23 protein-coding genes and 8 pseudogenes are annotated in these 24,793 nt (G+C 67.3%); 12 read left to right on the forward strand and 19 right to left on the reverse strand.

What is annotated here, in order from left to right; translation table 11 throughout:
* Nucleotides 1-18: 18 nt before the first annotated feature.
* From J7E91_RS31715 to J7E91_RS31745, 7 genes are all read right to left on the reverse strand, one after another.
* Nucleotides 19-744 (reverse strand): hypothetical protein, encoded by a 726-nt coding sequence (locus J7E91_RS31715; RefSeq protein ID WP_214910320.1) that lies wholly within the window; start codon nucleotides 742-744, stop codon nucleotides 19-21.
* 833 nt (nucleotides 745-1,577) lie between these two features.
* Nucleotides 1,578-1,988 (reverse strand): four-helix bundle copper-binding protein, encoded by a 411-nt coding sequence (locus tag J7E91_RS31720; protein ID WP_214910323.1) that lies wholly within the window; start codon nucleotides 1,986-1,988, stop codon nucleotides 1,578-1,580.
* A gap of 144 nt (nucleotides 1,989-2,132) precedes the next feature.
* Nucleotides 2,133-2,654 carry a DUF4396 domain-containing protein gene (locus J7E91_RS31725; protein WP_214910325.1) on the reverse strand — a complete coding sequence of 174 codons (522 nt, stop codon included), beginning with the start codon at nucleotides 2,652-2,654 and terminating at the stop codon, nucleotides 2,133-2,135.
* Between the two features lie 158 nt (nucleotides 2,655-2,812).
* Entirely contained in the window at nucleotides 2,813-3,445 is a 633-nt protein-coding gene (locus tag J7E91_RS31730) for a DUF305 domain-containing protein (protein WP_214910327.1), read from the reverse strand.
* Between the two features lie 122 nt (nucleotides 3,446-3,567).
* Complete coding sequence (locus J7E91_RS31735) at nucleotides 3,568-3,978, reverse strand: DUF6153 family protein (protein ID WP_214910329.1); 411 nt, start codon at nucleotides 3,976-3,978, stop codon at nucleotides 3,568-3,570.
* A gap of 40 nt (nucleotides 3,979-4,018) precedes the next feature.
* Entirely contained in the window at nucleotides 4,019-4,192 is a 174-nt protein-coding gene (locus J7E91_RS31740; RefSeq protein ID WP_214910331.1) for a hypothetical protein, read from the reverse strand.
* Entirely contained in the window at nucleotides 4,189-4,413 is a 225-nt protein-coding gene (locus tag J7E91_RS31745; RefSeq protein WP_214910333.1) for a hypothetical protein, read from the reverse strand. The genes J7E91_RS31740 and J7E91_RS31745 overlap by 4 nt, the downstream gene beginning before the upstream one ends.
* 38 nt (nucleotides 4,414-4,451) lie before the next feature.
* Here J7E91_RS31745 and J7E91_RS36905 point away from each other — a divergent pair, with 38 nt between their 5' ends.
* A complete protein-coding gene (locus tag J7E91_RS36905; protein WP_285439159.1) occupies nucleotides 4,452-4,577 on the forward strand; it encodes a hypothetical protein in 126 nt (41 codons plus the stop codon).
* 562 nt (nucleotides 4,578-5,139) lie between these two features.
* Here the strand turns inward: J7E91_RS36905 and J7E91_RS31750 are convergent.
* The gene (locus J7E91_RS31750) at nucleotides 5,140-5,355 is read right to left on the reverse strand and encodes a hypothetical protein (RefSeq protein WP_214910335.1); all 216 of its coding nucleotides are present in this window, start codon (nucleotides 5,353-5,355) and stop codon (nucleotides 5,140-5,142) included.
* A 32-nt stretch (nucleotides 5,356-5,387) separates the two neighbouring features.
* Between J7E91_RS31750 and J7E91_RS37440 the strand changes: the two are divergent.
* Together J7E91_RS37440 and J7E91_RS31755 are read left to right on the forward strand one after the other, a co-directional pair.
* Nucleotides 5,388-5,480 (forward strand): annotated as a pseudogene (locus J7E91_RS37440) (hypothetical protein); the annotation flags it as partial.
* A gap of 155 nt (nucleotides 5,481-5,635) precedes the next feature.
* Nucleotides 5,636-6,148 (forward strand): transposase, encoded by a 513-nt coding sequence (locus tag J7E91_RS31755; RefSeq protein WP_251016556.1) that lies wholly within the window; start codon nucleotides 5,636-5,638, stop codon nucleotides 6,146-6,148.
* Nucleotides 6,149-6,222: 74 nt separating this feature from the next.
* On the opposite strand, the gene J7E91_RS31760 is transcribed toward J7E91_RS31755, so the two are convergent.
* Nucleotides 6,223-7,029, reverse strand: a complete 807-nt coding sequence (locus J7E91_RS31760; RefSeq protein ID WP_214910359.1) for a nucleotidyltransferase domain-containing protein — start codon at nucleotides 7,027-7,029, stop codon at nucleotides 6,223-6,225.
* A gap of 133 nt (nucleotides 7,030-7,162) precedes the next feature.
* Here J7E91_RS31760 and J7E91_RS31765 point away from each other — a divergent pair.
* Nucleotides 7,163-7,329, forward strand: a pseudogene (locus J7E91_RS31765) (ATP-binding protein); the annotation flags it as partial.
* 97 nt (nucleotides 7,330-7,426) lie between these two features.
* A complete protein-coding gene (locus J7E91_RS31770; protein ID WP_214910337.1) occupies nucleotides 7,427-7,963 on the forward strand; it encodes an SMI1/KNR4 family protein in 537 nt (178 codons plus the stop codon).
* 637 nt (nucleotides 7,964-8,600) lie between these two features.
* On the opposite strand, the pseudogene J7E91_RS31775 reads toward J7E91_RS31770, so the two are convergent.
* The 5 genes and pseudogenes from J7E91_RS31775 to J7E91_RS31795 all read right to left on the reverse strand — a co-directional run bounded on the left by J7E91_RS31775 (nucleotide 8,601) and on the right by J7E91_RS31795 (nucleotide 12,941).
* Nucleotides 8,601-9,277 (reverse strand): annotated as a pseudogene (locus J7E91_RS31775) (class I SAM-dependent methyltransferase).
* A 16-nt stretch (nucleotides 9,278-9,293) separates the two neighbouring features.
* A pseudogene (locus tag J7E91_RS31780) lies at nucleotides 9,294-10,268 on the reverse strand (IS110 family transposase); the annotation flags it as partial.
* Nucleotides 10,269-11,234: 966 nt separating this feature from the next.
* Nucleotides 11,235-11,630, reverse strand: a complete 396-nt coding sequence (locus J7E91_RS31785) for a hypothetical protein (protein WP_214910339.1) — start codon at nucleotides 11,628-11,630, stop codon at nucleotides 11,235-11,237.
* A gap of 75 nt (nucleotides 11,631-11,705) precedes the next feature.
* Nucleotides 11,706-12,029, reverse strand: a complete 324-nt coding sequence (locus J7E91_RS31790) for a replication-relaxation family protein (RefSeq protein WP_308377523.1) — start codon at nucleotides 12,027-12,029, stop codon at nucleotides 11,706-11,708.
* A gap of 195 nt (nucleotides 12,030-12,224) precedes the next feature.
* Nucleotides 12,225-12,941, reverse strand: coding sequence for a DUF4386 domain-containing protein (locus J7E91_RS31795; protein ID WP_214910341.1), 717 nt, complete (start codon nucleotides 12,939-12,941; stop codon nucleotides 12,225-12,227).
* 118 nt (nucleotides 12,942-13,059) lie between these two features.
* Here J7E91_RS31795 and J7E91_RS31800 point away from each other — a divergent pair, with 118 nt between their 5' ends.
* The 6 genes and pseudogenes from J7E91_RS31800 to J7E91_RS31825 all read left to right on the forward strand — a co-directional run.
* Nucleotides 13,060-13,770, forward strand: coding sequence for a TetR/AcrR family transcriptional regulator (locus tag J7E91_RS31800; RefSeq protein WP_214910343.1), 711 nt, complete (start codon nucleotides 13,060-13,062; stop codon nucleotides 13,768-13,770).
* A 696-nt stretch (nucleotides 13,771-14,466) separates the two neighbouring features.
* On the forward strand, nucleotides 14,467-14,697 hold the full coding sequence (locus J7E91_RS31805) for a hypothetical protein (protein ID WP_214910345.1): 231 nt from the start codon (nucleotides 14,467-14,469) through the stop codon (nucleotides 14,695-14,697).
* A gap of 5 nt (nucleotides 14,698-14,702) precedes the next feature.
* Entirely contained in the window at nucleotides 14,703-15,731 is a 1,029-nt protein-coding gene (locus tag J7E91_RS31810; protein ID WP_214910347.1) for a serine hydrolase, read from the forward strand.
* A 64-nt stretch (nucleotides 15,732-15,795) separates the two neighbouring features.
* Nucleotides 15,796-15,987: pseudogene (locus J7E91_RS31815) on the forward strand (transposase); the annotation flags it as partial.
* 83 nt (nucleotides 15,988-16,070) lie between these two features.
* A pseudogene (locus tag J7E91_RS31820) lies at nucleotides 16,071-17,263 on the forward strand (IS3 family transposase); the annotation flags it as partial.
* Nucleotides 17,264-17,304: 41 nt separating this feature from the next.
* Nucleotides 17,305-17,542, forward strand: a pseudogene (locus J7E91_RS31825) (transposase family protein); the annotation flags it as partial.
* A gap of 110 nt (nucleotides 17,543-17,652) precedes the next feature.
* On the opposite strand, the gene J7E91_RS31830 reads toward J7E91_RS31825, so the two are convergent.
* The 5 genes from J7E91_RS31830 to J7E91_RS31850 form a co-directional block, all read right to left on the reverse strand.
* Nucleotides 17,653-18,744 (reverse strand): IS630 family transposase, encoded by a 1,092-nt coding sequence (locus J7E91_RS31830; protein WP_214910349.1) that lies wholly within the window; start codon nucleotides 18,742-18,744, stop codon nucleotides 17,653-17,655.
* A gap of 46 nt (nucleotides 18,745-18,790) precedes the next feature.
* Nucleotides 18,791-19,723 (reverse strand): helix-turn-helix transcriptional regulator, encoded by a 933-nt coding sequence (locus J7E91_RS31835; RefSeq protein WP_214910352.1) that lies wholly within the window; start codon nucleotides 19,721-19,723, stop codon nucleotides 18,791-18,793.
* Between the two features lie 646 nt (nucleotides 19,724-20,369).
* A complete protein-coding gene (locus tag J7E91_RS31840) occupies nucleotides 20,370-21,578 on the reverse strand; it encodes an HTTM domain-containing protein (RefSeq protein WP_214910353.1) in 1,209 nt (402 codons plus the stop codon).
* Entirely contained in the window at nucleotides 21,568-22,305 is a 738-nt protein-coding gene (locus J7E91_RS31845; protein ID WP_214910354.1) for a DUF5819 family protein, read from the reverse strand. The genes J7E91_RS31840 and J7E91_RS31845 overlap by 11 nt, the downstream gene beginning before the upstream one ends.
* A gap of 114 nt (nucleotides 22,306-22,419) precedes the next feature.
* Nucleotides 22,420-23,769 carry an ice-binding family protein gene (locus J7E91_RS31850; protein WP_214910355.1) on the reverse strand — a complete coding sequence of 450 codons (1,350 nt, stop codon included), beginning with the start codon at nucleotides 23,767-23,769 and terminating at the stop codon, nucleotides 22,420-22,422.
* 368 nt (nucleotides 23,770-24,137) lie between these two features.
* On the opposite strand from J7E91_RS31850, the pseudogene J7E91_RS31855 reads away from it, so the two are divergent.
* Nucleotides 24,138-24,793 (forward strand): annotated as a pseudogene (locus tag J7E91_RS31855) (IS5 family transposase); the annotation flags it as partial.

The raw sequence follows: 24,793 nt of genomic DNA on the forward strand, positions 1-24,793 counted from the left end.
GGCGACAGCAGGGTCGGCTCAGTGCTGGTGTCCGTCGTCGTGCCTGGGCTCCTTGCTGGGATGGGTGTCTTTCGGAGGGGCGGTGGGCTGGGAGGTCGGATTGGCGGTGCCGCTACCGCGCTCGCCCTCCTGCCCTTCGTCGCTTCCCTTCTCGGGCACGACATCGCTGTGGCTGTGTCCGCCTCCGGACCCCTCGGCCATGGTGGGGGCGATGTGGCGAAGGCCGAGGAAGGTGAGGGCCGTCACGACGAGGATTGCCAGGCCCATGAGGCCGAAGATGCGCCGCCATGGCCTCTTGGCCTCCTTCAGCAAGAAGGCGACGAAGGACAGGACGATGCCGAGCGGTATGAGCACGGCACAGCGTTCTGGGAGGTCTGCGAAGTGCTGCATGCCGCCGCTGAGCATGCCGAGGCCGAAGGAGAGCATGGTCGAGGTGCCGAGCACGCGCAATATGCGTGACAGGGGCTGCCTCTCGGACGCGAGGACGATGTCGTTGAGGACGGTCGCGAGCAGGAAGACCAGCACGCCGGACGCGGCGATCATCGAGTAGCGGGCGGGGGCCATGGGGTGGTGGACGACGGCTCCGCTGATGAGGCCGGCGCCCACGTAGTAGCCGACGTAGCCGAGATAGCGCCACGGCAGGGAGGCCCCTTCCCGTCTGCTGTCGGAGCGGCGTTGGCTGCGGGTCGGCTGCGACGGGGTCGGGGGCGGGGTAGTCGTGGCGAGACCGGGCGAGGAGGACAAAGCGGACCCTTCGAGGGAAGTTCAGTGGGGGCCTGGAGCTCTCAACGAGGCAGGCGGGCAGGACAGGCCGAAGATCGGATTCGCTGGGAGCAGCGCAACGTGAGCCGGCCACGGCTCCGCGCCGCGGGCCACCTCACGGCAGCCAAGGCGCATTACAGGGCATGGCCGAGCCGCCGCTGGTGCACTGGCGGAGATGGCTCACGGGGGTGTGCCCAACAGGTCGTCGACCGGCTGGCCGGCGTGAAGGCTTAGATCCGTAGGACCGCTGAGTCCGGCACGGGGGCGGACGCCAAGAGGGCCGTGACGGGCCGGGCGGCGCCGGATGCATGCGCGTACGGAGGCCGATGAATGGTCTGGGCCTCGCACGGGACGGGCAGTGCAGTGCCGTGTTGGGGCTGGCCGGACACACACTGGTGAGCGGCGTGATCGGGCTCCGGAGCATCCTGGTGGTCGGTGTGCCCCTGGCCGGAGTGCGGGTCGGGCGCCTCGTGGCTGTGCTCGGCGGAACCCGGGTCCGGAACGTTCAGGGCTACGGCGTTGGTCGGCGCCCCGGGGTGGGCGTGGCCTGTGGCGCTCTCCGCACTGACACCGTGCGTGTACATCAGCGTGAGGAGGAGCGCGGCGAGCACCCACGTCCGCCACGGGCCCGCTGCACGAGAGCGGGACCGCGGCGCGCTACGCGTCGTCCGGGCCACAACCATGCCGGGGAGCATAGCGTCAGGTCGACCGTGGACTTCCTGTGGGGCGCGGGTTCCCTCGGTCGAGTGGGTCCGTGGCTCCCGACCGGCCGAGGGGGATTTCGGCTTCCGGCCGGGACAGACGACTGGCGGGCGTCAGCCGAGTGAGGTGATGAGGTCGTTGCACGCCTGCTCGCAGCTCCGGCAGGCTTCGGCGCAGATGCGGCAGTGCTCGTGCATGTCCGCGTGCCGTCCGCATTCGTCGCCGCACGCCTTGCAGACCATGGCGCACGCCTTCAGGATCGCGGCGGTGATGTTGGCGTCGTAGCCAGTGTGACGGGAGAGAACCGCGGCGGTGGCGGTGCAGATGTCGGCGCAGTCCATGTCGGTACGGATGCACTTGGCCAGGTCGCCCACCATGCCTTCGGACAGGCAGGCGTCCGCGCACGCCGTACACGCCTGCGCGCAGGCGATACAGTCTTCGATGCAGCGGGTGAGCCTGGCCTGGTCGATGTCGCCGAGGTCGGCCGGGTAGCTGGCGAGCATGTCCTTGACAGTGCTGGACATCAGGGTGCCTCCATTCCCCGCGAGGCCGGCGGATCCGGGGCGGCCGCCATCGAAGCCCCCGGTACCTCCAGCTAACGCCCCTGAACGCGAACACGCCCGGCAGCACCATGAGGTGCGGCCGGGCGTGGTGCCGAGCGGCTGCGGTCAGTGGTAGGCGTGGACGACGGCGTGGCCCTTGCCGCGGCTGATCATCCACTTGTTGACCGGTGTCGTGATCACGAAGGCCACGGCGAAGCCGCCCAGCAGCGCCGTCCAGAACAGCGCGTCCGACAGGTGGGCGTCCATCGCCCCGGGCGTCAGGGCGATGATGCCGTTGTCCACGAGCTCCATCACCGCGATCGAGACGGTGTCCGCGGCCAGCGCGACCTTGATCGCGGTCTTGAAGTCCAGCCCTGCCTTGCGGACCGCGAACAGCGTGAACGAGTAGCCGAAGATGAACGCCAGCGTGATCGCCAGAACCATCGTCTGAACGTTGCCCCACATCAGGGCGGTACCGATGACCATGCCGAGAATCTCACCGATCGCACATCCGGTCAGGCAGTGCAGCGTCGCCTTCGCGGCAGCACCCCAGGTCACGGTGCCCACCTGGTGCCCGGCGTGACCCGCGTGCGCCTCGTGCGCAGTGTGGTCGTGAGCGGTGCTGGTGTGGTGTGCCCTGTGGTCCATGACCGTCATCCCCAATCCCGTCCAGTGTGACCCCGCTCCCGCGGACCCGTACCGCAACCATATACCCCCCAGGGGTATTCCGGGAGGGGTGTGAGGTCAGTAAAAGACGGAGGGGTGTGCCCGGCCGTGGAGGCCCGGCCCCCCTCCGCCGGGGTGGGTCAGCTCTTGCCGAGCAGATTGTTCATCCTGGTGATCTCGGCGGTCTGCGAGGTGATGATGGCGTCGGCCATGGTCTTGGCGTCAGGGAAGGCGCCTTCGGCCTTCTCCGTCTTCGCCATCGCCACGGCGCCTTCGTGATGTTTGATCATCATTTCCATGAAGGCGGTGTCGAACGCCTTGTCCGAGGAGTTCTTCAGCTTGTCCATCTCCTCGGCCGTCATCATCCCAACCATGTCGTGCGCGGAGTGGTCCATGGCCCCCTCGGCGGGAACCTGCTCGCCCCAGGAGGTCAGCCAGCCCGACAGCGTCTTGATCTCCGGGTCCTGCGCCTTCTTGATCTCGTCGGCGAGCTTCTTGACCTCGGCGGACTCGGCCCTGGTGGGCGCGAGGTCGGCCATCTCCACCGCCTGACGGTGGTGGGGGATCATCCCCTTGGCGAACGCGACGTCGGCGGCGTTGTGCTGCCCCTGCGCGGCCGGAGCCGAAGCCGAGGCGGTCGGCGACTTCGAGGCGTGGCCGTCGTGCCCGGCCGAGCTGTCGCCGTTCGACCCGCAGGCGGCGAGGACCAGTGCAGCCGTACTGACTGCCGCGACTGCGGCGCCGCGGCGGATGAGGGAACGGTTGGTGTTCATGGTGGTGCGACTCCTTGATGCGCCGCCCGAGCGGGCGGGCGCCTATGCGGAATGAGGACGTGCCGGAGCGCGGCATCCCTCGCCGGCCCACGCCGGGGCAAGGAGGTGCCGCGTGGGCGGTCCTATATCCGCAGGAGTTGCAGTTCGGCCAGGTCGGGCGGCGCCCGCCCGCTCTCGAAGGTCCCCGCCGCGCTGCCGGGCAGCGCCACGGATACGGGCCCGGCATCCAGGGCCGCGCCCAGGGCGGGAGGCGCGTACGGAGCGCCGACACCGGCCGCCGCGCACGTGGCGTCCGCATGGTCCACGTGGCCCATTCCGCCATCGGTGTGCGAGCAGGCGCCCGCCACCTGATGGGCGGCTCCGTCGTGAGCCATCGCCATGACGTGATCGCTGGCAGCCGCTGACGCCTTCGCGGGAGCGGGCCCCGGTCCGAGGCCGTGCATCGCCAGCACACCGGCCAGCACAGCCAGCACCAGCAGCACGAAGCCGCGCCCGGCGGGGCGACGGCTCGACGGCTGCATCGTGCTGGTCATGCGGTCATCGTACGGTCCGGCCCGGCGGTTCCGCTTCCCCCTACTGGCTGCAACACCGACCGGGGTTGACGCCGGCAGCGGGCGCGGCCAGGACCATGTCCGGCCCGTCGTGGCCGTGCCAGTGGGTGGCCGGGAGGTCGGCGAGCGCCGGTTTGGGGAACGCCGGCGGGACGTTGGGTGTGCCCGAGCGAGACGCGGTGGCGGAGGAGGTCATGTCGTGTGCGCTCCGATCGTGAATCCCGTGACGTCGATGAGGGCGCGCGGCGGATAGGCGAGCGGCAAGGTCGCCACAAGGCCAGCGTGTTGCTGTCCGGTCAACGGGTGCAGAGCGGCCTGGCCCACCAGGCGCCGGCGTTCGCGCCAGGCGACATCGGTGCGCGGGCCGACCAGGCGGACGACGGTGCGCGCCGAGGTGTCGAGGCCGTTTCGGCTCAAGGTGAGGGCGAAAACCGCGCACCGATCTGCGTGAGGCTTTGGTCCAGCCACACACCGAGCGGCTGGCCGGCTGGCTGGGGTGGTGCCCCCAGCCGCTCGAGACGGCGGGCGACACCCAGGACCCCGGATTCATGGCGCAGCAGCTCGGAGCGGGCTCGCGCTGAAGCGCACCAGTTCCTGGATTCCGAGAGAGGGAGTGCGGGGAACCCGTACACATGTCCTGGCGCGACGGCGGTTCGCGCGCAGTTACGCCTAGGTCGTATCGAAGCGTCGAGCCAACTGGTGAACAGGCGAACGAGGGGAGTGCCTCAAGCCGGCATTACCAGATAGCTGGGTCTGCGTGGGCAGGACATGAACGACTATCTGCGCAACGAGCCGCGTCCCTCCTTGGCACGGACTGGAGTGTCTCGTCTGGGGTGCGTGGGGGCGGCATCCCGGTGGGGCCGGGGGTGTGCAGTGCCTGGTGGCAGGGGGCCGAGCTCGGGGCGCGGGCGTGGGCAAAGCAGTGGGGCCTGGTCGGGGATCCGGCGCAGGCGCGGCGTCTGGCGGGGATGGGGCACGGTCGGATGGCGGGTTCGGTGGCGCCTTCGGCCTCGTCGGCGGAGCTGGAACTGCTGGCGTGCTGGGGGGCGTTCATCACGCTGGTCGACGACGGGTTAGACCGGGACGGCGCGCACGCGTCTGTGTCTGAGGTGCGGGCCGTGCTTGATCCTCTGGTCGAGGTGCTCAAGGGCACCGGGGTGGCGGTCCGGACGCCCGCCGTGCCGCTCTTGAGGACTTGTGGCGGCGCACCGTCGTGGGGACGGCGCCGGAGTGGTGTGCGCGGTTCGCGGCCTCGTACGCGTCCTTCGCGGAGGCGACCTGCGAGGAGGCGTAGTGGCGGGAGGAGCGGTACGTGCCCTCGGTGCGGGAGTACATCGGGGTGCATCGGCGCACGATCACGGTGGCTCCGCTGCTGCTGGTGTCCGAGCCCGGTGCGCGCCGGCCCAGTCCTCGACGGACGCAGGGGCCAGCGCAAGAAGGCCGCGCTCGCTCTGGTCCACGAACTGCTCGCGCAGGGCCACTCACGTCGGGCGATCGCCCGGCGTCTGGGCTGGGGCCTCAACACCGTGCTGCGGTATGCCCGCGCCGCGAACTGGCAAGAGACCCTGCGCAAAAACCGGCCCCGGCCCAGTCGGCCGGACCCCTACAAGCCCTACCTGGAGCGGCGATTCGCCGCGGGATGCACCAGCGTCACCCACTGCATCGCGAACTGCTCACCGAGCATCCCCCCGTCACCTACCAGATGGTCCGTGCCTACATCGCCACCTTGCGCGCCGCACCGCCGAAGGCGCTGCCTCCGCCGCCGACCGTGCGACAGGTGACTGGCTGGCTCACCCGCCATCCCACGGCCCTGAGCGAGGAAGAACGCGCCGCCTTGAAGGACGTCCTGGCCCGCTGCCCCGAACTGGATGCCGCCGCCGAATATGTCCGCGGCTTCGGCGAGATACTCACCAACCGCCTCGGCACCACACACCCCGCCTGGATCGACGCCGTCGACGCCAGCCAACTACCTGGCCTCACCGGCTTTGCACTCCACCTGCTCCGCGATCTCGACGCCGTGACGGCCGGACTCACCCTGCATTGGAGTTCCGGCGGCACCGAAGGTGCCGTGAACGGCATCAAGAAGATCAAAAGGCAGCTCTACGGGCGCGCCGGATTCGAGCTACTCCGCAAGATGATCCTGCTTCAGTAACCATTCCGTGACCACTCCCCAAGGTCTGTGCTAAGTGGCTGCTGAGAAGGTCGAGTCATGATGTGGGCTGCCCGTCAGGGACGCGGGGCTTTCTCGCCGTACACGGCTGTGTATTCGGCTGCGAGCCAAGGGCCGAGGTCGTTGATGAGCATCCCGAGCACCGCCGGGTCGGGTGAGGATGCGCGGCCAACGGACGCGGCGACACGCATCTGCTCGACGCGCTCGGGGTAGTAGCGGCCGAAGAGTTCGGCGGATTGGTTGAGGTAGCTGGTCCAGCCGCCCCATCGGGGCATGATCAGGGTGAATCCTGTGCGGACGATACGACGGCCGACGAGACGGCTGAGAATCCGGCGATCGGCGTCCGTGGTGGCTTCGCCTGCTTTGGCACGCCAGTGTGGAAGCACTCGGGCGAGGTCACCGTTGGTCTCCCGCGCGAGTAGGTCTGTGGGGCGGTAACGGGGCAGTTGTTCTGCGAGATCAGGGCCCAGCAACGGGGTGCAGAGGCAGGCGATGAAGAATCCGCCATCGTGACGTTCGACGTCGCTGAGCAGAACCCGCGTGCTGGTCAGCAGGATCCCGACGCCATCGATCTGCGGGAATGCACAGTCGAGTACGGCCTCAATTGCCTTGGCGTCAGCGCGGTCGGTTTCGGTGGGCTCGTCGTGGAGGGCGAGCTGGAGGTCGAGGTCGGAGACTCCGGGGGTGGCGGTGCCACGGGGGATGCTGCCGTAGAGGTAGGCGCTGTGCAGGCGCGTTCTGCCGAACGTTTCGGTGATATGAGCGCGGGCGGCATCGACGACGGGAACGAACGCTGCCGGCACTCGGTCCAGTGCGCCTTCGCGTGCGATCGTTCCGTCGTGGTCCAGCCCTCGTTCATTCATGGGGCCACTGTGCCTTGTGCTGCTGTGTGCTGCCGAGCGGATTTCCCGGCCGGTGTGGCGTCCGCGAATCGCCCCGCCCATGCATCCGCCAGCGGGCGGTGCAGCACCGGCCCGCCAGGATCGATGGACGCGCTCGAACGAATCGTTCGGCGGTGGACCAAGACCTTCACCGACCCCCGGCTCTGCGCGGCCATCGTCGACCGCCTCACCTTCAACGGCACCATCATCGAGACCGGCAATGACTCCTATCGCCTCGCCGGCATACGAGCCCGGGCTGAGGAACCCGCCAAGGTCGGCTGAGTGCGATAGCTGCCGATCTTGACGTGAGCGACGAGGGGGTTGAGGGACGTCGGAACGAAGACCGGTGCTAAAAGTTTGTTGTATGTGGGTTCAGCGAGTGATCGAACTGACCGGGTGGGAGCCGCTCGGGATCTCCGTCGACTGGGCGGCGATCGAGGGAGAGCTGCGGGTTCCGCTGCCGGCGGACTACAAGGAGCTCTACGAGGTGTTCGGCGGCGGCGTCTTCAGTGATTCCGTCTACTTTCTGGGGCACGACGAGGGCGTCTCGTTCGACTTCCTGACACAGTGGCGGGTCTCCCTGTCGGTCGACCAGGACAGCAAGCTCGGAGACGTCTCCGCTGTCGATCTCCATGCGATCTACGCGCCGGGCGGCAAGGGGCTGGTTGAGTGGGGCTCCACCGAATGGGCCGACGAGTACTGCTGGCTGATCGATGCCGAGCGGCCGGGCGATTACCCCGTCCTTGCGCGGTCCGATGACGGCGGCGCATGGCACCGGTACGACATGTCCACCTCTGAGTTCCTCTACCGCGTCCTTGCCGATGCCGATTTTCTACCTTTCGGGATCGCGCAGTACGACCTCGGCACGACGTTCAAGCCCGGCTCCGGCGACCCCTTCGGCGGCCAGCCGCTCTGACGGAGAGGCTGGCCGTCCCACGTTCGTGGAAACGACAGTGCCGTCGTTTCTCATCGAGATCCGTGAGCCAGGTGATCACTAACTGCCTCCGGAACCGGTCGCCAAACGCTGTTCCTAGAGATCAACGAAGCCAGCAGCCCGCCAGTAACCCCAACCACCTGATTACACCGATCGATTGACGGGCCCTCATCGACCAGCTCGGGTCCTCCGGAAATCAGGGGCCCGGCCCATGTGCGGTGGCACTTCAACGTCATCTACCAGGACCGCCACGGCCGGACCATCGAAACCCCCTGCACCGTCGACCCCGGCGAACGCACCAGCTCCCTGTGCAGGAACGTGCCCCTGAACCTCGCCCTGGGCCAGTCCGCCGAGCTCCGCACCGAAGTCCGGGTCAGCGAGGAAGCCCGGCCCTGCCGAACTGCCCTTACTCACGTGGCACGTCTCGGGCAAGCAGGCCAAGTCCGACTGGCTCTTGCTGAACGCCGACGGTTCGCGGCCCCGCTGCTGGTCCCCTCCCCCGGCGCGCTGGTCCCTCGGCGCACCGGCGCCGTTCTCCCGCTCCGGTCGCCGGGCGGGTGCGGCGGCTCATCGGGGACCCGCGCCCATAGGGACGCGTCTGCCAAGACATCTCAGGGGGCTAAGAAGTCAAGCTGGCCTCCTCGGTAGTCGGCTTGTGGGCGAGGAAGCTGGCGATCTTCCAGTTCAGTTCTGCGTCGGGCTCCTGCACCGCCGAGCGGTGATGGTGAACCCGGCCAGGTTCAGCAGGTTGCCGAGCCGGTCTGTGGGCAGGCGATAGGACTCGTAGGACACGGGGTGGCCGCCGTAGGCGTGTGCCGGACGGCGGTGCTCACCGGTGCCCACGTGGCCGACGAGGAGAAGGTGTCCGCCCGGCGCCAGGGTGCGGTGGAACTCGGCGAACACGACCGGTAACAATTCCGGAGGCGTGTGGTGGGTGGAGTAGTAGGCCAGGATGCCGCCGAGCGTGTCGTCTTCGGTCTGCAGCGCGGTCATGGAACCCACGGAGAAGCGCAGGTCCGGATAGGCGCTTCGAGCCAGTTCGATCATCTTCGGGGACACGTCAATGCCGAGTGGAGATACCCCAAGTCCGGCCAGGTGTGCCGTCACTTTGCCCGGGCCGCAGCCCACGTCCGCGACCGGTCCTCGGCCAGATGCCCGCACCAGTTCGGCGAACGCGGCCAGCATCGAGCGCGACAACGGGTCCAGCTCAGAAGGAGACTTGACGAGGGCAGCGTAGTCGTCGGCCACGGTGTCGTGTGACTCCCGGACCGCGGCGAGGTAGGAAGGCTCAGTCACGCGGTGAATCTGAGCGTTTCATGCCGGAGGCGCGGGTGATCGGGGCGGAGCCGGCGTAGGACTTGAGCACTCTGGCGTCGGCGAAGCAGGTCCGGTCGTCGCCGATCTCAGCAAGGATGCGGGCTGCGAGCAGAGGACCGAGAACGGGGAAACTGAGCAGGATCTCGCTGTCGGCGTGCTGATTGAAGGCGGCTTCGGCGGCCGCGGCGAGATCGTCCGCGGCCTGGCTGGTGGCGTCCAACTGCCTGAGTAGGGCCAGGAGCTGGTGGCCGAACGCGTCCTCGACGGCCGGGAGCTGCCGGGCGTACTCGGAGCGGAAGATGTCCCGCAGGCGCGCGGTCTCGGTGTCGAAGGCGCGGGTTCGGCCGCTGCGCTTGAGGGCGGCGCGCAGCTGGGCGAGGGTGAGTTTCGCGGCCTTCGCCGGGGCCGGGGCGAGTGTGAGCACATCCGTGCGTCTGCCCTGGTCAGGCCGACTTCCTTGCCTGGAAGGCGTGCAGGGCTGCGGGGTAGTACTCGCGCAGCAGCAAGCGGACCTGGTTGGCGACCTGCTGGCGGCTCCAGACGGAGTCCTGCTGGGCTCGGGCCACCACGGTGATGGCCTGGGGGAGTTCGCTGTCGGCGGGCAGCGGGCGATGGGCGTGCATGTCAGTGCGCAGGATGTTCGCCAGGACCAGGGCGTCGCCGGGGTCGGACTTCTTGCGGCTGACACCGTGCCGGTCGCGGTAGCGGGAGGCGGCGAGCGGGTTGATCGCGAAGACCTTGCGGCTGCCGGTGCGCAGGGCGGCCATGAGCAGGGCCGCGGCTGGTTTCGATGGCCACGGGTATGGGGGGGCTCCGGGCTGTCGCCGTGTTCGGCCAGGAGGTCCAGGAGCTTGCTGTAGCCGGCCGCGTCGTCGCTGATGCGAGCCTTGGCGAGCAGGGTGCCGGTGTCGTTGATGACGGCGACGTCGTGGTGGCACTCCGCCCAGTCGATGCCACAGAACACGGTCAAGCTGTCCTCCCCAGATCCATTCGTTTGTGCAGGTCACGAGCACATGCGGGTCACGCGGCGCCCTAATCCCAGGACTCACAGGTCCGCCATCTCAGTAGCCGTTCGCGACACCAGCGCACCCCAGGGGCTCAATCTGTCTGCAGAGCTCGCAGGCTCGCGGATGGACAAGAGATCGACCCTGGGGCGGGCTCGCGCCGTGACGGTCGACGTCTGGCTGCCCGCCGTGAGTTTCGCGATGATCACGAAGGCGCCGGGCTGTGCCGCTCTTGACAGAGGCCTCGATGGGCCCGGGGAAACGCAGGCATCAGCCCGGCGCCCGCGTCATCACCGCGAAGCACGGACGGTGGCGGGTGCCGTGACGGCGGCGAAGGCGCCGGGCCTCGCCGCTCTATCGGGAGACCTCTAGGGCCAGGCTGACCACAGGCGTGCCCGACACCCACGACACCGCCACGGACCCACCGGTGGGCGGCGGCGCTAGTCTCAGAGCGGGTCTCAAGGACCGTGAGCGCCAAAGGCGTTCCGCTGCCCGTTGTCGGCCGCTCACCCCGGCCCTTGCGAGGACCGGACCCAGCCGCCTACACCCTGGATTGGAGGAAACGGGCTCACAGTCCCCCAGGCATCGCAGGCGTACCGGGGTTTTGGGCCCCAGTCCCCCAGCTTCCTCACAGGCCTCCCCCAGCTGTCTGAGGGTCTGCGGGGTTGCCGAACGTGAGCATGTCCCAGGGCGGGCACCAGCACGGTCGGCAGGTGGCGCAGTCGGCGCAAGTCGTGCAGAACATAGCGGGGACGCGCGGGCAGTCGCAGATCGACTTGTAGTCGGTCGTCCTCGCCCGGGTAGCGGGTCTCACCGAACGGGGGCTCCGTCCAGCCATCGACCGTCCCGTCGGCGCGCAGTTCCTCGTAGTGGGTGGCCGATGGCGCTGTGCTCCCCCCAGACCGCGACGACCTCATGCTCCTGGCCGTGATTCATGCCAGGCTCCCCGTGGTGACTGCGCGGGTGAGGAAGGCGGCGAGGCCGCCGACGGACTCGGAGTCGGCAGCGGTGAGCCGGGCCGCGAGCGCCAGCTGGTCGACGGCGGCGCCCGGGGTGAGCCGGGCGAGCGCGGCGAGCAGCGCGGCGTGGGCGAGGACCGGCGGCGCCAGAAAGCCGGCGGCGGCTTCGCGGGCGGCCCGATCCGCGTAGTGCCCCAGATGCGCGGCAAGGGCGTGCGCGAGCCACGCGTCGACATCCGTCTGCACGTACGACCCGGCGCGGCAGGTGAGCTCGTCGCGGACGGCTTCGTCACCCTTGCGAGGCTCGGCCTGCTCCAGCGTGCCCAGCCTGCGCAGCGCCTGGAGCTCATCGCGCGGGCTGCGATCCACTGTGCCTCGCGCAGCTCGGCTTCCCGCGCGGCGGCGGCCGCGGCTTCGGCGGCGCGCTCCTCCTGGACGACGGCGTCACCGTCCGGGTCGTACACGCCGCCGGTCGTCAGCCTGCGCGGGTGCTGTCACGTTGTTGTCGTAGAGGGTGCACCAGAGGGAGATCTCGCGCTGGTCGGTGTCCTTGAGGATGCGGCGGAAGAAGCGGCGGTAGTCGGTAAGTTTCTTCGCCAGGAGCGGGCGGGTCTCGGTGCCGTTGTCGACCTCGACGAACAGCACCGGCAGCCCGGCCTCCAGGGCCATCAGGACCGCGTCCGCGCGCAGGCTGCCCTTGGCGGGGGTATTGAACGTTCCCGGGACCGGCAGGACGACCTCGGTCTCCCATGCGCCGATCGTGCCGATCCCCGGCGGCCGCGCACAACGTGGTCAAGGTGGCGGCGCGCTTCGGCGAGCAGGTGCCAGTGCTGGAACGCGCAGCGGATCACGTCGCCGCATCGACGATGTCGACGGCAGCCAGGGGGACGTCGGCGCCCTGCCGCACCCGCGCCCTCACCGCCGCGCCGGAGCAGAAGCATGTATTGATGTTCCGTCACCCGGCTACGGGGTAATGCGCCTCTTCCCTTCGCTGCCCCCGTCGAGGAGGGCAGCCGGTTTGAAGCCCTTGACGATGAGCCAGATGGCAAGACTCACTTCCCACGCGAACACGGGGATCGCCGCGACCGCACCCGCCACGGAGACCTGCTCGTACAGCCCGAACATCACTCCGGTCGCCGAAGCGCAGATCAACGCACCCCCTACGAGCCCCAATACGGCAATGAACCGTGGGACGAGCCCGGCGCGATACATCAACCACGCAAGTATCAGGGAGTTCGCTCCCAAAATAAAGTTGGGCCCCATGAGGAACGTCCAGTCATGGATGGCCACCAGGGTCTTGCCGGCGGTGACGAGCGAGGCGGCATCGCTGTCCGCCGCTCCCTCGAACTCCCTGCGCAGCTTCACGACCGACAGAACGCTGATGATGCCGACGATGATGACGGCGGCTTCGAGAAGGCGGGCGCACACATAGCCCAGCGCTGCCCCCTCGTTCTGCTTCTTGAGGACCGGAAACAGCACGACTCCAGTGCCGACGACGGCCGCTGCCAGGACGATTTCGAACAGTGCGCCGAGGAACACCCGCGTGTCGGCACCGGGACCGACGACGTAGTCCGCGTCCTGCAGGACAGGGCCGTACAGCGCGAGCCCGCCGATAGCGGCCACCTCGGTGACAAGGAAGAACGCACCTGCGACGACCGCGGTTCTTCTGGTTGATACCACCAGGACCCACCCCCATAGAATGGTGTACGGCGTACACCGAAGGCTCACGGTAGGTGTACGACGTACACTCGTCAAGCCGAAGCGCTGACACGACGCATCGCGAGGAGCTGGTGTAGATATGGCTCAGCAGACGGAGACAGTGCCCCGAACCCCTCTGACCAGGGACCGGGTGCTGCGGGCGGCTGTTGCGCTCGCCGATGGCATCGGGATCGAAGCGCTGAGCATGCGCAAGCTCGCGAAGGAGCTAGGCGTAGTACCGATGGCGCTCTACAAGCACGTCTCGAACAAGGAGCAACTCCTGGACGGCATGGTTGATGTCGTCGTGGGCGAGATCGATCCACCGGTCCCGGGATCCAACTGGAAGAGCGCGGTACGCCACAGGATCCTCTCGGCGCGACGCGCTCTCCTCGGACATCCTTGGGCGGCCCAAGTGATCCAGTCGCGAAGCAGCCCGACACCGGTCGTGCTTGCGTACATGGACTCCGTGATCGGCATGTTCCGAACCGGTGGCTTCTCCGTCGATCTGACGCACCATGTGATGCACGCTCTGGGCAGCCGCATGATGGGCATCACGCAGGAGCTGTTCGACGCTTCACCCGCCCCCGACCCGCGAGCGCAGACGGCCGCCTCCCCGGAGGACGCTGAGGAGTACCCGTACGTGATGGAGCTGGCTGCCGCGGCGGCTCATGACGAGGGGTCCGTGGTGGGCCAGGGTTGTGACGATCAGTTCGAGTTCGAGTTCGCGCTGGATCTCCTCCTGGACGGGTTCGAGAGACTGCGGCAGCAGGGGTGGTCTTCCGTCGGCCACTTGAGGGGCAAGACCCTATGACGTTGGGCATGCTGAGGGTTCTGGCCGCGAAGTGGACGCCGCCTCCCAGCACCGCAACATCAAACTCCGCTACCTGTGCACCCAACTGATCACCACCGGCCAGCCCCCACCGCACCCGAACTACGCCCCCGTCCGAGCTTGTCTTGGCTCCGGTGTAGAACGTGCCCCAACTTGCTGTCGGAACGTCCGGCCTTGGCGGCCCCGCCGATCTCGACAAGGGGGCGCGGTAGGTCACCGTCGGCAGGCCCTTCGCCCACTGGTGGGAGATCTGCTTGGGATCGATGAACACGGCGTGGACTCCGTGGTGCAGGAGCTGGGCTGCGAGGGTGCGCATGAGGGTCGTGGTGCCGGCGCCGGTGCTGACCAGAACGGGCGGCGATTCGCTGCCCAGGTCCGGCCTTGGGGAACATCGGTACAGCCGTTGGCGCTGAGAACGATCATGGTCGGCCAGCACAGTAATCGTCCCCGGGGCAGGGGTTCGCTGAAAGATCGTCAATCACGGGAGGGGCGCCTGGCTACGGTCCGCTTCACGCCGGTGGTCGGTACTCGCGCAGGGCGATTGCGCGAGCATGACGATGGTTGAGGATGAAGACATCGCATGCCCTCTGACTCCTCCGATTGCGACAACTCTCGGCACCTCGCCGATACCGTCAACTTAGATTGACGATCGAGGGCAGGGTCAACTAAGGTTGACGCATGACCGAAGTTGATATTTCGTCGATCACCGAGAACACCGATCCCATCGAAGCACTGCGCGAGGCAGCCGCGCTGCGCCACCGCCTGGAAGGACAGGAAGAGGTTCTCGTGCACCGGGCGCGGGTGGCAGGGACAACGTGGACGCAGATCGCCGAGGCGCTGGGGGTCTCAAAGCAGGCCGTACACAAGAAGTACGGCGGCCGACGCCTGTTCGGCCGGACGGAGGCCTGACGATCATGACCTCGCTCCTCGATGATCTGGTACGACGAACGGCGGAGCGGCTCGGCGCCCGACAACGTGGCGTCGTCGTGGTGGGTGCCGTCCGGGGCGGACAGTCCGCACTGCACGGCGCAGACCCCGGCACGCTGTTCGAGATCGGTTCCGTCACCAAGACGTTCACCGCTCTGGCCCTGGCCCAGCTCACCGTGCGTGGCGCCGTGGGGCTGGACCAACCGCTTCGCGACCTGCTACCCCGCGACATCACGGCTCCGGAACGCGGCGGTGAGGTCATCAAGCTGGCTCACCTGGCCTGCCACACTTCCGGCCTGCCCCGACTACCCAAAGGCCTCCTGCCGCGAGGCCTGTTCCGATCGGACCCCTACGCCGGCTGCACGGGCGAGCTCCTGATGGACGGATTGCGGCGCACCCGTTTGCGGTCGGTGCCCGGTACCCGCTTCCGCTACTCCAACTTCGGCGCCGGCCTGCTCGGGCTCGCCCTGGCACGCCACACCGGCACCGACTACGACACGCTTATTCAGGCCGAGATCTGCCGGCCCCTCGGCATGACCGACACCCACGTGGTTCTCGACCCCGGACGCACCGCACGACTGGCCGCCGGCCACTCCCGCACCGGCCGCCCCCGCCCACCCTGGCACTTGGCCGCCCTCGCCGGCGCCGGCGGCCTGCATTCCACCGTGCCCGACCTGCTCACGCTGGCCCGGGCCCAGATCAGCCCTGCACCCGAAGAACTCGCCGAAGCCATCGCTCTCACCCACACCACCGCCCACCGCATCAACGCCAGAGCCGCCATCCATCCCGGCTGGATCGCGGCCAACCTGCCCCGCAGCCAGCACCGGATCCTGTTCCACAGCGGCGGCACCGGCGGCTACCGCAGCCTGCTGGCCATAGCCCCCGAACACCGAGCCGCAGTCGTCATCCTCAACGCCAATATCCGACCCGTGGACCGTCCCGGCTTCAACCTGCTCGCACAGATCATCGACTCCGGACCCGGTCCGGACCCCGTCCCGGCCGCCACCGGCGCCTGACCGGGGGCGGTCCACACCGACAGGTTTGACGCAGCCTCCGCTAGCGAACGCGCTGTTGGGACAGGAGGAGTTCACCCCGTTCCTCCGCTTCGACACCGAGATCCGCCGCATCGTCTGCACGACGAACGCAATCGAGTCCGTCAACGCCAGGATCCGCCGGGCGGTCAAGGCCCGCGGCCACTTCCCCAACGAGCAGGCCGCCCTGAAGTGCGTCTACATGACAATCATGTCCCTGGACCCCACCGCAAGGGCCAGGCCCGCTGGACCATGGGGTCTTGACCCCGGATCCTGGACACTCGAGACACTTGGATCTTTAGGGTCCAGGAGAACGGATGTCCCTTGGTCATGAAGCACTACCCGCCTCAGCTCAAGGCGGACGCGGTCGCGCTGTACCAGTCGCGGCCCGGGGCAACGATCAGGTCGATCGCTGCTGATCCGGGAGTCAATCCCGAGACGTTGAGGAACTGGATCCGGGCGGCCGGAGCCGGCCGACGGTCGGCGAGGACCGAGTCGGCGCCGGCTCCGCAGACGCCGCTGGAGGCGGAGAATGCGGCGTTGCGCAAGCAGGTCCGCGATCTTGAGGAGGAGCGGGACTTCCTGCGCAAGGCGCCCGCTATTTCGCCGGGGCGACGCGCTGGTGAACCGCTTCCAGTTCGTCGCCGACCACCAGGACGCCTTCGGCGTGAAGCGGCTGTGCCCCCTCCTGGGCATCGCCCGCTCCAGCTTCTACTACTGGCGTAGGACTGCTTCGGCCAGAGCCGCCCGTCAGGTCGCTGATACCAAGCTCGCGGCGCGAATACGGGTTGTTCACCGCGAGTCGGACGGCACTTACGGCGTCCCCAGGGTCACCGCGGAGCTCCGCGAGGACGGCGCGCGCGTGAACCACGAGCGGGTCGCCCGTGTCATGCGCGGCATCGGACTCGCAGGCTTCCGCCTGCGCCGCAGACACCGCACCACCATCGCCGACCCCGCCGCGGCGATGGCACCGGATCCCATCGGACGCCTTCACCGCGAAGCTGCCGAACACCAAGTACGGCGGCGACATCACCTACTTGAGCATCGGCAACGGGAAATTCTGCTACCTCGCCACTGTGATCGACCTCGCCCTCCGCCGCCTGGCCGGCTGGGCGATCGCCGATCACATGCGCACCGAGCTGGTCACCGACGCCCTTGCCACGGCCGAACGCAGTCGCGGCAGCCTGGCTGGCACCAGCATGCACACCGACCACGGGGCGCAGTACACGTCCGCCGTGTTCGCCGCGGCCTGCCAAACGGCCAGGGTGCGTCAGTCCATGAGTGCCGTCGGCAGCAACGCGGACAACGCGCTCGCCAAATCCCTCAACGCAACGTTCAAGCGGGAAGTTCTCCAGGGTGCGAAGGGCTGGACGAGCGCGCGCGAGGCCCGCCTCGACGCGTTCCGCTGGCTGCACCGCTACAACACCCGACGCCGTCACTCGAGCCTCGGACAGCGCAGTCCAATCGCCTTCGAGGCGGCGTTCGTCGCACCACCAACTACGCTGGCCCCAGCCGCAATAAGCCGTGTCCAAGATTCGGGGTCAAGCTCCCTGGGCCGGGCGACGGTGCCTATATCAACACCGGGCTCGTCCCGCACCGCAAACGCCCGCACCGCCCGCTGTTGCCGGGCGAGCAGGCGGACAACGCGGAGCATCGCCGGGTACGTGCCCGCGTCGAGCACGCCTTCGCCCGGATGAAGCACTACAAGATCCTCCGCGACTGCCGACAGCGCGGCAACGACCTCACGACCAGTCCAGGCCGTGGCCCATATGCACAACCTCGCCAGGGCCGCGTGAACAGAATCGGACCCCGGCCCTGACCTGCCCAATGGCAGCCTTCTGCAACACGCTTTAGCCCGTCCCTCTCACCTCAGGCCTGGTCCACTGACTGATCCGAAAGAAACGCCCTAGTGTCCTGAGTCAGAGATTCGGTAGCAGTAGGCGGCGACTTTGTCGAGGATCTCGTCGGCTGTCTTGGTCCAGACGAAGGGCCGGGGTTGGTCGTTCCAGTCGGCGAGCCAGGACCGGATGTCGCGTTCGAGGGCTTGAACGGAGCGGTGGACCCCGCGCTTGAGCTTCTTCTGTGTGAGCTCGGCGAACCACCGCTCTACCAGGTTCAGCCACGACGCACTGGTCGGCGTGAAGTGCAGGTGGAAACGCGGGTGCGCCAGCAGCCAACGCTTGATGTCGGGTGTCTTGTGGGTCGCGTAGTTGTCAAGGATCAGATGGACCTCGAGGCCGGCCGGGACCTCCTTGTCGAGCTTGGCGAGGAACTTCTTGAACTCCGCGGCCCGGTGCCGGCGGTGCAGTGAGCCGATGACCTTGCCGGTCGCCACTTCGAGGGCGGCGAAGAGGGTGGTGGTGCCGGCGCGGATGTAGTCGTGGCTGCGCCGTTCGGGAACGCCGGGCATCATCGGCAGGACCGGCTGGGACCGGTCCAGGGCCTGGATCTGCGACTTCTCGTCCACGCAGAGGACCAGGGCCTTCTCCGGCGGGTCCAGGTAGAGGCCGACGACATCGCGGACCTTGTCGATGAACAGCGGATCCGTGGACAGCTTGAACGTCTGCGAGCGGTGCGGGGCCAAAGCGAATGCCCGCCAGATCCTCGAGATGGCCGACTGTGACATCCCGGTCGCCGCGGCCATCGACCTCGTCGACCAGTGCGTCGCGTTCTTCGGTGTCTCTTCCAGCGTTTTGACGATCACCCGCTCGACATCCGCATCGGTGATCTTCCTCGGGACACCCGGCCGAGGCTCGTCGTGCATACCCTCCAGACCGCGGTCGAGGAACCGGCGTCGCCAGGTGCGGACCGTGTCGGAAGCGATCCCGAGGCGACGGGACACCTCCGCGATCGAATGCCCCTCCGCGCACGTCAGGACGATCCGAGACCTCAGCGCCAATGCCTGAGCCGTCGAACGTCGACGCACCCATCCCTCAAGCACGGCCCGTTGGGCATCGGTCACGGACAACGGCGGAAGCTTCGGTCCAGGACGAGTCACACCCAACCAACGACGAACCTACGACTCAGGACACTAGTCTTCTGAGTCAGAATTTCTGTTCAGATACCTGGCGAGGCGTTCGAGGATCTCGTCGGCGGTCTTTACCGAGCGCGGAAGCCACTGTGTCGATGTAGCTCTTGATGGTGTCGGCGATGAAGTGGCGGGTGCTGTCCGGGCTGAGGGCCAGGGCCTGCAGGTGGGCGTACATGGCCTCGTAATGCTCCAGGTCGGATCGTTTCTCCAGGTAGAGGTCGCTGGTGGATCCTTCCAGGTAGACCACTCCTGCCTCGGGGCTGTCGGCGAACCTCAGGATGGAGAACTGTCCTGAGAGGCCAGGGTGGGCTCCCACGTTGCAGGGGAGGACCTGCACGGTGATGTGCGGCTCGCCGCTGAGTGCGTTCAGGTGCTCGAGTTGTTCACGCATGATGTCGGGACTGCCGACGACGCGCCGCAGAGCCGATTCGTCCAGGACGACCCCCAGACGCAACGGGCAGGCCGGTTCGTAGATCCGGTGCTGGCGGCGCAGCCGCACCTTAAGGCGTATAGCGGCCTGTTCGGCAGTCACCAGGGGGATCGTATTTTCGATGACCGCTTGGGCGTAGGCGGGAGTCTGCATCAGGCCGGGGATTACCATGGGCTCGTAGGCGTGGATGGAGGCGGCGTCCATCTCCAGGCCGATATAGACGCTGTAAGGAATGTCGCCGTAGGAATTCCACCACCCCTGCTGTCCCGATTCTTTTGCCATCCGCATCAGAGAGTCGACGACCTGCTGGTCCGTCACGTCGTAGATCGCGCACATGTCGCGCACATCGCGGGGACTGATGGCGCAGTGGCCGTTCTCCAGGCGACTGATCTTGGGCTGGGATACCAGGAGTCGTTCTGCCACTTCCGTACTGGTCAGGCCGCTAACCTTGCGGAGCCGGCGTAGCTCGGCGCCCAGACGGCGTTTCCTGACAGTGGGATTGACGCTTGCCCCCATGGGTGGTGTACCTCCGGCCCCAGGGCCCTCTGCCGGTCAGCAGACTGCCATGATCAGATTCAGTGAGCTCACATTCTGTACTGAGCCGTCGGGGCCGCGCGTGACCGGCTGCCGCATTCCGCCTATCTGGCGTAGCAGAAGGTGGACTTGAGGCCGCGGCAAGGGCGTTGTCGCGACTTTCTCGTTGACCGCCGTTCCATGCGCCACTGGTGATGCGGGCGATCGAGACCGCTTCATTCATGCGGTCGAGATCACTTCATTTCGGATTACCGGGCGGACGATATGGAGATTCCTGTGTTGAGATGCGCGCTTGGCAAACGTGTAAGAGTTCCCGTCAACGGGCGCGGCCCCCCAGCCGTGCGCTAGAAGATCAGTGAGCACAGCACACTCTTCCGCGCACGGTGCCCGAGTCCACGCTCTTCGTAAGGGCCATTGCGCCGTCGGTCCACCCTGAACCCCCTGCGGGCGGGCAGAGACAGATCGAGGTGGCTCCATCCGATCGAGGGGCGCGCTGGTCGACGCTGAGCACCCAGCCGTCCTCCGGCCACATGGCGGCCTGTAGAGAGCGAAGCCAAATGCTCGCCGCAGTGTCATTGGCAGGGCGGCCGGCTGTGCCGGCTGCCCTGCGTCGACAGAGCGGTGTTGGTCAGCTCCGCTCGGTCGCGAGTGTGGTGTTCTTCTGCTCTGCCGGATCGGTTCGATCCTGCGAGCTGGTCCGGCCGGGCCTGCCCTGCGGAGGTACGGATCCGGATCCTGCGGCCGGCCCGCGGGCCGGCCGCCACGTGCCTGTCCGCTGTGCGACGCGTCGGCACAGGTGGGGCAGGAAGGTGTAGAAGCGGTCGGGAAGGAACACGGCGTCCGCGATGATCATCGCGCCGGAAAAGAGGGGCAGTCCCATGAGTACGGCGATGCCGATGTGCATGCACAGCAGCAGGGTGAGGACGGGGTACTTGAGCCTGCCGAAGAGCACGAAGGGGAAGGCGACCTGCAGGAGCACCGTCATGTAGCCGGCGATCGCGATCGGGATCGGGAACTCGTCCGCGAGGTGGGAGAGTGCGGGCCAGGGCTGGAAGAGTTCGAGGTTCAGAACGTAGTGGAGAGCGGTGCCGTTGCCCCAGGAAGCGCCCTGGACCTTGTACAGGCCGGTTGATCCGTAGAGGAAGCAAACCTGTGCCGCGATGACGAAGATGCCGCAGTTGTGCACCACTGTCACCAAGGTGGCTCGGGCGTCCCGCAGTTGCTGCCAGATTGAGCTCCTCACGGGTTCCGGCTCGTCGCCCGCGCGAGCCGCTTTGAGCCGGTGTCTGCGTGCGTCCAGGGACCAGCGCCGACCGCACGCGGTAAGAACGAGGTAGACCGCCATCAGCAGGACCAGGTTGTCGCCTCCGTCCGTCATGAAGATCGCTCGGGCATGGAACGAGATCACCACGACGGCGAAGAGGACGGACATGACGCGGGTCCGCCAGCCGAGCATGAACAGAGCGGAGGTGACGATGGCCATCACGTAGCAGAGTTCGAAGTAGGCGCGGCTGTCGGAGAGGGTCAGGATGCTGTTCCACCCCGTCTGGTCGAAGAGCTGTCGCGCCAGCGCGGGGGTCCACGGGGATCCGGGGCCCCAGATCTCGTCGCGGTGCGGAAACTCGCGCAGCAGGAAGATCAGGTAGAGCAGTCCGTAGCCGATGCGCAGCACCGACGCGGCGTACAGGGACACTGGGCGGCCGGCCACTAGGTCCCACAGAGCGTGGATCCGGTCGACGGTCCACTGCGCAACGCCGGCGGAAACCGTCTCTTGGCTCGTTGGCCGCTGGGGTGCTGGTGTCGCGGGGGCGGCCTGCGGGGTCTGCTCATTTCCCATGAGCTCTCACCTTCCACCAGGGCAGAAGCCGGTCCTCGGCGGGCTTCGGCGGGCGGTCGCCGCCTGCGGCGCCGGGTGCGGCGATGGGCCTTGTGACGACGCGAAGCTGAATGAAGTCGAATGCGCCGCCGTTGTGCGCAGCGACGCGGTCTGCGGCAATGTTACTCAGATACTTCTGGATCATTACGGCGCGTTCCGTGCGCGCCTTGTCGTCTCCTCCGTGTGTTTCGGTGTAGGAGGTCCAGGCGCGGCGCAAAAGGTTCTGCGTCGTATGGCTTGGGAACGCATTGTGCTCGACTGTGGAATTATCCACGGCAGTCAGGTCGAACCAGGTGCTGACCTTGACCGATCCGTCAGGGCCTGTGTGTGCGGTTCTCACCAGGATTTGCCTGTTGGCGGAGTCGGGGTCCGGGGCGAATAGGCGCCAATTCTGTTCGAAGTAGGGGTATACCCATGCGTTGATCGCCGGGCTGTATCTCTTTGAGACGGTGTTGGCGGGCGCCACGTGAAGGAACACCAGAACGACATGGGCGAGAGTCGCGACCAGACACAGAACCACGACGGTGCGCAGCCCGGCCCTCAGCGCACGGGCGCCTAGCTGCCGCCCGCCGGAGACGACCACTTCGTCATGACGTTCCTGCGGGGCCGGGCCGGAATCGGACTGCCGGAGTTCCTTCACGTCCGCTGATCTAATGCCGCTCGACACCGCCCACCCTGTCTTTCCCATTTGAACTACTCGCGCCTGACGTTTTTCTGCCTGTTACCGATGGTGCACGGCGGATCCGACGGGGGTTCCGCCGTGCACCATCATTCGATGAGCGGGCTTACGGCAGTGTGCTGCTTAGCCCTTGTGGGTCGCGGGCTTGTCGCCGTAGCCGTAGGCGTCATGCCCTTCGCCGTGGCCGGGCTTCCCGGGCCCTTCCTCGTGCCCATGGCCAGGCTTGCCGGGCCCTTCCTCGTGCCCATGGCCAGGCTTGCCGCCGTGGTCCGGCCCGCCAGGCTTGTCGTGGTGGCCAGGCCAACCAGGCTTGCCGCCGTGGTCCGGCTTACCGGGCTTGCCAGGCTTGTGGCCGTGCCCGCCGGTGGTGTTCCCGGCGGTGTTGCCCTGCGTGTTCCCGCTGGTGGCGTTCCCGCCGGTGTTGCCCTGCGTGTTCCCGCCGGTGCTGTTCCCAGCGGTGTTGCCCGCGGTGATCCCGGAGGTATTGCCCTGCGTGTTCCCGGAGGTGTTGCCGGAGATACTTCCGCCCACGATGCTGACGATGGGTCCGACCGCGCCGCCACTGGTCGTGCCGGTGGTCGTGCCAGACGTGGTTCCGGTGGTCGTGCCGGTGGTCGTGCCAGTAGTGGTTCCGGTGGTCGTGCCAGTAGTGGTTCCACCGTTGGTCGTGCCGGTGGTCGTGCCGGTCGTGGTTCCACCGTTGGTCGTGCCGGACGTCGTTCCACCGTTGGTCGCGCACTCGCCGAGGAAGATCCTGTTGGTGTCGAGCGTCACGGCGCCGTTACGGGCCAGTGCACGGCCTTCAATGTTCGTCCCCGTGGTCACGCTGATCGAGGTCAGAGCCATGATGGTGCCCACGAAGGTGGAGTTGGTGCCGAGCGTGGCCGAACTCCCGATCTGCCAGTACACGTTGCACGCCGAAGCGCCGTTCGTAAGGAGCACCCGGCTTGAGGATGCTGTTGTCAGGGCTTCCGGAATCTGGAACACCCAGACGGCGTTGGGGTTTCCCCCGGCGTCCAGGATCAGATCACCGTTGAGTCCGACACCGGATACAGCAGTGTGGACGCCCGGAAGCAGCGTGTCGCCATTGCCGATTTGCGCCGGAAGCGCGAAGTCCGTGGCCTGGCCGGCCGCGTTGTTGTACGCCTGAACCAGGTCGGACTTGGCCTGTTGTGCGACAGCATCCGCAGAATGGATTTCGCCGAGCACCACGCCGGGCGGGAACCCGCTGATGGCCGTTCCCGGGTGCACCCCAAGGTCGTGGTCGATCACTGAGGGGCCGGTATTGGTGACCTCCGTACCTGCCAGAACGGAGAAACTGGCGGCTGTGCCCAGAGGTACGGGGGTCGCAATGGCCAGCGCCTGTGTCGGCGTCACAGCGACCATTACGGCGGCAACCGTTGCGGCGAGAGCTGAGGCCAGCCAACCGGACAAGGTGCGGCGCTGCGCCGCTTGAGGGGTATTCCGCTTCATCGAGAGGCCTTTTCCTGTGGGAGCCGTGGCATACCGGGCCCTACCGATTGCCCGGAAGCCTTACTTATGTCGCTGCCGCATATTACGCAGGAAAATACCCACGCCAGCAATAAGCAAGGATAGAAGGGGGAATGATTACGCATTCAACGGCGCGAAGCACCACGACAATATGAGAATTAAGATTGTCGATCATCCGACATGTCCCCCAACGCGCAGGACGGCATTACCTCAGATGAGGGAATGTCGCCTACCTGTCCACAATCCCAACCCAGGCGCGCTTGGAGAAGTGCCGCCAACCAGGTGATCTAACGGACTCGCCACGAGGACGGGCGTGGCGATATTACTTAGACCATGTCCTACATGGCTAGTTGGTCGTTGGATTTGCTAGGGGGAGTGGGCGGTGGGGTTGGATTGTTCCGGACGGTTTGTGGGAGCTTGCGGAGCCGTTGTTGCCGGCTGCGCGGGTGCGTCCGCAGGGTGGCGGGGTTGCGAACATCGATGACGAGGCGGTCTTCGCTGCGATCATCTACGTGCTGGTCAGCGGCTGTGCCTGGCGAGCCTTGTCTCCGTGCTTCGGAGCGTCGAAGTCGACCGTGCACCGCCGGTTTGTCATCTGGTCGCGTGCGGGGGTCTGGGGCCAGCTGCACCAGAAGGTTCTCCAGCTCCTGGACGAACGGGACTTGGTAGACCTCTCCCGCGTGGTTCTCGACTCTGCTCATGTGCGCGCGAAAAAAGGGGGCGAACTTGCAGGTGCGAGCCCCGTGGACCGGGGTAAGCCCGGTTCCAACCCGTGGACCGGGGTAAGCCCGGTTCCAAGATGCATGTCCTGTCCGATGCGAACGGACGGCCCCTACTGGTTGGACTCTCCGCGGCCAACACCCACGACAGCCAGGCGCTGAAGCCGATGCTGTCCCACTTCCACATGGGACACGAATCCCACGCAGCCGACTCCAAGCCCCAACGCCTCCACGCAGACAAGGCGTACGACATCCCTCACCTGCGGAAATGGTTACGAGGCAAACGC

It is taken from the genome of Streptomyces sp. ISL-99 (assembly GCF_018614005.1).
GTDB classification, from domain to species: Bacteria; Actinomycetota; Actinomycetes; order Streptomycetales; family Streptomycetaceae; genus Streptomyces; species Streptomyces flavidovirens.

What these genes read in the sequence shown, in the direction of transcription:
- J7E91_RS31835 (WP_214910352.1), bottom strand. Translation starts at nt 19,723, where the DNA reads ATGGGGGCAAGCGTCAATCCCACTGTCAGGAAACGCCGTCTGGGCGCC.
- J7E91_RS31800 (WP_214910343.1), top strand. Translation starts at nt 13,060, where the DNA reads ATGGCTCAGCAGACGGAGACAGTGCCCCGAACCCCTCTGACCAGGGAC.
- J7E91_RS31735 (WP_214910329.1), bottom strand. Translation starts at nt 3,978, where the DNA reads ATGACCAGCACGATGCAGCCGTCGAGCCGTCGCCCCGCCGGGCGCGGC.
- J7E91_RS31760 (WP_214910359.1), bottom strand. Translation starts at nt 7,029, where the DNA reads ATGAATGAACGAGGGCTGGACCACGACGGAACGATCGCACGCGAAGGC.
- J7E91_RS31805 (WP_214910345.1), top strand. Translation starts at nt 14,467, where the DNA reads ATGACCGAAGTTGATATTTCGTCGATCACCGAGAACACCGATCCCATC.
- J7E91_RS31725 (WP_214910325.1), bottom strand. Translation starts at nt 2,654, where the DNA reads ATGGACCACAGGGCACACCACACCAGCACCGCTCACGACCACACTGCG.
- J7E91_RS31840 (WP_214910353.1), bottom strand. Translation starts at nt 21,578, where the DNA reads ATGGGAAATGAGCAGACCCCGCAGGCCGCCCCCGCGACACCAGCACCC.
- J7E91_RS31730 (WP_214910327.1), bottom strand. Translation starts at nt 3,445, where the DNA reads ATGAACACCAACCGTTCCCTCATCCGCCGCGGCGCCGCAGTCGCGGCA.
- J7E91_RS31845 (WP_214910354.1), bottom strand. Translation starts at nt 22,305, where the DNA reads ATGGGAAAGACAGGGTGGGCGGTGTCGAGCGGCATTAGATCAGCGGAC.
- J7E91_RS31755 (WP_251016556.1), top strand. Translation starts at nt 5,636, where the DNA reads ATGCACCAGCGTCACCCACTGCATCGCGAACTGCTCACCGAGCATCCC.
- J7E91_RS31740 (WP_214910331.1), bottom strand. Translation starts at nt 4,192, where the DNA reads ATGACCTCCTCCGCCACCGCGTCTCGCTCGGGCACACCCAACGTCCCG.
- J7E91_RS31850 (WP_214910355.1), bottom strand. Translation starts at nt 23,769, where the DNA reads ATGAAGCGGAATACCCCTCAAGCGGCGCAGCGCCGCACCTTGTCCGGT.
- J7E91_RS31720 (WP_214910323.1), bottom strand. Translation starts at nt 1,988, where the DNA reads ATGTCCAGCACTGTCAAGGACATGCTCGCCAGCTACCCGGCCGACCTC.
- J7E91_RS31810 (WP_214910347.1), top strand. Translation starts at nt 14,703, where the DNA reads ATGACCTCGCTCCTCGATGATCTGGTACGACGAACGGCGGAGCGGCTC.